Source organism: Marinimicrobium sp. ARAG 43.8 (genome assembly GCF_050113635.1).
Lineage (GTDB): Bacteria > Pseudomonadota > Gammaproteobacteria > Pseudomonadales > Cellvibrionaceae > Marinimicrobium.
This window is the reverse complement of sequence record NZ_JBNJLT010000017.1, coordinates 1-3,817: the sequence shown is the minus strand read 5'-3', so window position 1 is coordinate 3,817 and position 3,817 is coordinate 1. Positions and strand designations below refer to the sequence as shown.

Genomic DNA, 3,817 nt, shown 5'->3' with positions numbered 1-3,817 from the left:
TGGCGTCGCGTCCTTTAAACGATGCCCAATTTTATCAAAAAAGGCCTTGTTTTTGGAGTTTTTCTACGGCTTCAACGCCGCGGTAAAAGGCGCGCCGACAGGCGCGTCCAGTGGAGCGAAGCGGAACGGATTTTGACCGCCTTGTTAGGCATTTTAATTTTCACGCAAAACGACCTCGCCGGTTCTTGGATTTGTAAGAGTAACATTTTCAAGTGCTTGTATAAGCCAACTTTCATTTTGCTTTGTTATTACTGCGAGAATTAATGTATCGACTTCATGAGGACCTGCTGGATGAGCGACACCTGCAGCCAAACGACTCCAGAAATGTATTACTGCAACTCCAGTAGCAATATGAGAAACATCAATTAATTCGTTCTTTAGCGTTGAGTCGCTGTAGATAGTTTCGTGAATGGGAACGTGGAGGTTCACTATTTCATTAACACCGCGAACATAGTGCCCAAAGCGATTCACAAAAGTCGCTTCTTCATTAAATAAGTTACCAAGTGCGTTCATATCGTGGACATTCCATGCCTCCTGAAATGCAACTGGAATATCTTCTGGCTTATTTATCTTACTCATATACTTGAACTCTTGTCGCGCCGCATGGCAGCCTAACGCCTCAATCAGCTGCCGCGTCAGCGGTCTGCTGCATTGATTTGTTAGGCTTTTTTAAGATGTGAGTTTTCCGCTTAAATGCATAACTGAAAGCGACTCCATACAAAAACATCATGAAAGCAAAAAGAAGTGAGAGCGCAGAAAATCCTTGTGCCGAAGCGCCTTCTGCCGGATTCCTATAGATAAACAAAGAAATCGCCAACATCGTTCCCGTGGCAGATGATCCGAAGACATAAATAGTCTTTGGCATTTCACATAGAACTTCATTAACGTAAAACTCGACATATTTATTATCGAATATTCGGCCTAGCGCAGAGAACAGCCCAATAACTACCAGAATTGCTAAAAACGTCAGCCCTACTTCAGTGAGAGAACCATCGTTTATTTTTTGATTAGCAAATTCTACAAGTTTCTCTTCACTGTTCAAAAAGTTTGACGTAAAAACAGCAACCATGAAAAAAACCAAGACCTGCGACATAAAAATGACAAGCTCACTAAATACGAACTTACCGATGCTCTGTTTGTACTGGTCAACCTTATCCACTCAACCTCCTTATAGAGCCTAACGCCCCCAAACAGGGGCACTTTTTGCGTTTTGAGCGCAGCAAAGCAAAAATGTGTCCCACTGCTTTGGCTGGTTATATTTTTACTTACCACCTGCACCCAACTCAGAGTTTATCTTATTAACAATATCATCTAGCTTTGTAGCCTTACTGAGCACAATACCTTTCTTTTGCTTCATCGATTTTAAGATAGATGGCCTTGTAATCGAGGGAAACAACCAAATCAGTTTAGTTAAACTCGGGATAATTCGAATTTCCGGGCAGTTTGATGGAAGCTCTGGACGAGACTTAAACAAGTACGGCAAGTTTCGCTTGAAGCAACGGAGAAAACAAATGTACCTTGGTGTATCAAGGAAAATTATGAATTCTGCGTTATCTCGAACTGTTTTTGACACTCCCTCAATGACCCAGCTGTCTTGAATGACCAATTGATGCTCACCAGCCGCTCTCTCCACTTTTGAAGCAGCAAGCCATCCCTCTTTCCAAACTACGCTATCTAAACTCGCTACTGGTATATCTAGAGCTTGACCTAGTTTTTTGGCCAGTGTCGTTTTTCCAGAACCAGCATTGCCCGTGATATGTAGTCTCATGCTCCCTCAGAAATATAACGTCCCCAAGCAGGGGCATATTTTTGCGTTTCGAGCGCAGCGAAGCAAAAATATGTCCCTCTGCCTTGGTTGGTTATGTGCAATTAGGTCATAGTTTCCGCCCCAGCTTTCGTTCAGCAAGCCGCCTTTCCCACCCAGGGCTCATAAAGCTTACAACTTCGAATGCAATAAGCCCTTGGACTATTAACCAGGCACCTAGTCCACCCAAAATGATATAAACAACTGGTTCGCTATAAAATAAGGCGATAAAAACCACTGCCATAATTACATATGTAGCAAGAGATTCGTAAAACTCTTTCATGCGCTTGGCATAAAACAATGCCCTTTGCTCATCTGCTTTCAGTTCAGTTTCGTCTTGCATTTGCTCATCCTCAGGTTGTAGTAGAGATAGTTCTACCTCAAACACAGAAGCAAGAGCCTTACTTGTCTCCATACTCGACCGGTGACCTTGTTCGATACGCTGAATTGTGCGGGTAGTTACGCCCGCCATCTCAGCTAGCTGGCCTTGCGACCAGCCTCGCTTCAACCGTAATTTCCTTACAATCATTACTCTAGCCTTTTCTGTTTGAGGTGCTTCCATCTTCCAGCGTTTAGAGCAAACTGAGAACGACATTAACCCGAAACGAACACGAAATCTTTACGAAATCTTATATATATCAACGTCTTAGAGGGCGTCAGGCACATAACGCCGCAATCACGCGCTTGTCACGTGCATTGCATTGTTAAGTGGCTTGCGGATGAACGCACGGTAGCTTTGCGTACGTTGACCACTCATAGTGCTCGTACTCCCAACCTCTTCGTGCATGTAAGAGAAGCTAACGAACAAGTCGCGGAACTCTTGCGGGCTGCTGTATCGCATCGGTAAACCGAGGCCGGAAAGGAAGTCCTTACTGTCTTCCGAACAGAACTCCGCCAAATGAACGATGCCGCCTGGCTTTAGTACACGGGTTATTTCCCCAACCACTGTACTCCGCTCCTCAGGCGGCGGAATGCATGTAAGAACCGCGCACACAACGACCACATCGAATGCATTATCGCCAAATGGAAGTTCACATCCCCCAGAGTGCAGGAGAGGCAACCCAGGAAACGCCTTCCTGCCTCGTTCGATCATTGCGCGGGACGGATCAACGCCCGTTACATAAGTGTACCCGCACTCGACAAGCTCGTTGGAAATCCGCCCGTATCCACACCCAAAGTCTAGCACCTTCGCTTTTCGGCTAATCAAATCCAGAAATCGCGCCAAATCAATTTCTAGATTGAAGTCGACGTCACTGGCGACCTTATCCCAACTGCCTTGGAGCATCGAATTCTCCACTTAACGCCACGCTTTGCGGCTGCTTTGTAGCGCCAGCGGAAAAGTAGTCCGACAACAGCGCTTTGTTACAACTTGCATCAATTGTGGCATATTGCTACAATTGAGAAAAGTCAATTCTGGAGGTACAAATGGCCACGAACAGTATTCGCTTAGATCAAAATCTAATTGAAAAAGCCACTATTATAGCCAAAGCGCTTAATCGAACCCCACCCAAACAAATAGAACATTGGGCAAAAATCGGCGAGATAATGGAAGATAACCCCGATTTACCCTACGAATTTGTAAGACAAGCTATCATCGCGCAGGCAGAGCGGGACGCCGGAAAGCTGGAGGCTTACGATTTTGGTTAAAGCCACGAGTGTATTACAGACCCCTACGTTCAAGAAAGCGGTAAAGAAACTCAAGTCCAACCAGAAAAAAGACCTGGATCAGGCTGTTAAAGACTTAATGGCCGACCCCAACATTGGCGAGCAAAAGAAGGGAGATCTGGCCTTTCTGCGAGTCCATAAGTTCAAGATGAACAAGCAATTGACTCTGCTGGGTTACAGTTTTGATGATGGCGCCCTTGTTCTTGAACTGATGGCCCTGGGCTCACACGAGAACTTCTACCGCGATATCAAGCGGAAGAGGTGACGGTTGTAACGCCGCGATAAACGGTGGTTTTTAAGTTGCACTTTTGCCACAAAATGGAGCGAAGCGGAATGGCAAAAGAGCAA

The 3,817-nt window shown here is 45.4% G+C and carries 7 protein-coding genes; 2 read left to right on the top strand and 5 right to left on the bottom strand.

The genetic code is table 11. From position 1 onward, the window contains the following. Positions 1-153 precede the first annotated feature (153 nt). From ACQCLF_RS15840 to ACQCLF_RS15820, 5 genes are all read right to left on the bottom strand, one after another. Positions 154-579, bottom strand: coding sequence for an SgcJ/EcaC family oxidoreductase (locus tag ACQCLF_RS15840; protein ID WP_105903782.1), 426 nt, complete (start codon positions 577-579; stop codon positions 154-156). Between the two features lie 40 nt (positions 580-619). Beyond that, positions 620-1,159 carry a hypothetical protein gene (locus tag ACQCLF_RS15835; RefSeq protein WP_426989031.1) on the bottom strand — a complete coding sequence of 180 codons (540 nt, stop codon included), beginning with the start codon at positions 1,157-1,159 and terminating at the stop codon, positions 620-622. Positions 1,160-1,261: 102 nt separating this feature from the next. Then, complete coding sequence (locus tag ACQCLF_RS15830; RefSeq protein WP_426989029.1) at positions 1,262-1,768, bottom strand: hypothetical protein; 507 nt, start codon at positions 1,766-1,768, stop codon at positions 1,262-1,264. A gap of 106 nt (positions 1,769-1,874) precedes the next feature. Continuing rightward, positions 1,875-2,366: a helix-turn-helix domain-containing protein gene (locus tag ACQCLF_RS15825; RefSeq protein ID WP_426989027.1), complete on the bottom strand. Its 492-nt coding sequence runs from the start codon at positions 2,364-2,366 to the stop codon at positions 1,875-1,877. A 114-nt stretch (positions 2,367-2,480) separates the two neighbouring features. Next, positions 2,481-3,089, bottom strand: coding sequence for a class I SAM-dependent methyltransferase (locus tag ACQCLF_RS15820; protein WP_426989025.1), 609 nt, complete (start codon positions 3,087-3,089; stop codon positions 2,481-2,483). A 140-nt stretch (positions 3,090-3,229) separates the two neighbouring features. Here ACQCLF_RS15820 and ACQCLF_RS15815 point away from each other — a divergent pair, with 140 nt between their 5' ends. Both ACQCLF_RS15815 and ACQCLF_RS15810 read left to right on the top strand, forming a co-directional pair. Continuing rightward, positions 3,230-3,451: a TA system antitoxin ParD family protein gene (locus ACQCLF_RS15815; protein ID WP_341580839.1), complete on the top strand. Its 222-nt coding sequence runs from the start codon at positions 3,230-3,232 to the stop codon at positions 3,449-3,451. Beyond that, positions 3,444-3,734 carry a type II toxin-antitoxin system RelE/ParE family toxin gene (locus ACQCLF_RS15810; RefSeq protein WP_426989023.1) on the top strand — a complete coding sequence of 97 codons (291 nt, stop codon included), beginning with the start codon at positions 3,444-3,446 and terminating at the stop codon, positions 3,732-3,734. Before ACQCLF_RS15815 ends, ACQCLF_RS15810 begins: the two co-directional genes overlap by 8 nt. Positions 3,735-3,817: the final 83 nt, after the last annotated feature.

Excerpts from the sequence above, each read along its gene's own strand:
- ACQCLF_RS15840 (WP_105903782.1), bottom strand. The coding sequence starts at position 579 with ATGAGTAAGATAAATAAGCCAGAAGATATTCCAGTTGCATTTCAGGAG.
- ACQCLF_RS15830 (WP_426989029.1), bottom strand. The coding sequence starts at position 1,768 with ATGAGACTACATATCACGGGCAATGCTGGTTCTGGAAAAACGACACTG.
- ACQCLF_RS15825 (WP_426989027.1), bottom strand. The coding sequence starts at position 2,366 with ATGGAAGCACCTCAAACAGAAAAGGCTAGAGTAATGATTGTAAGGAAA.
- ACQCLF_RS15820 (WP_426989025.1), bottom strand. The coding sequence starts at position 3,089 with ATGCTCCAAGGCAGTTGGGATAAGGTCGCCAGTGACGTCGACTTCAAT.
- ACQCLF_RS15815 (WP_341580839.1), top strand. The coding sequence starts at position 3,230 with ATGGCCACGAACAGTATTCGCTTAGATCAAAATCTAATTGAAAAAGCC.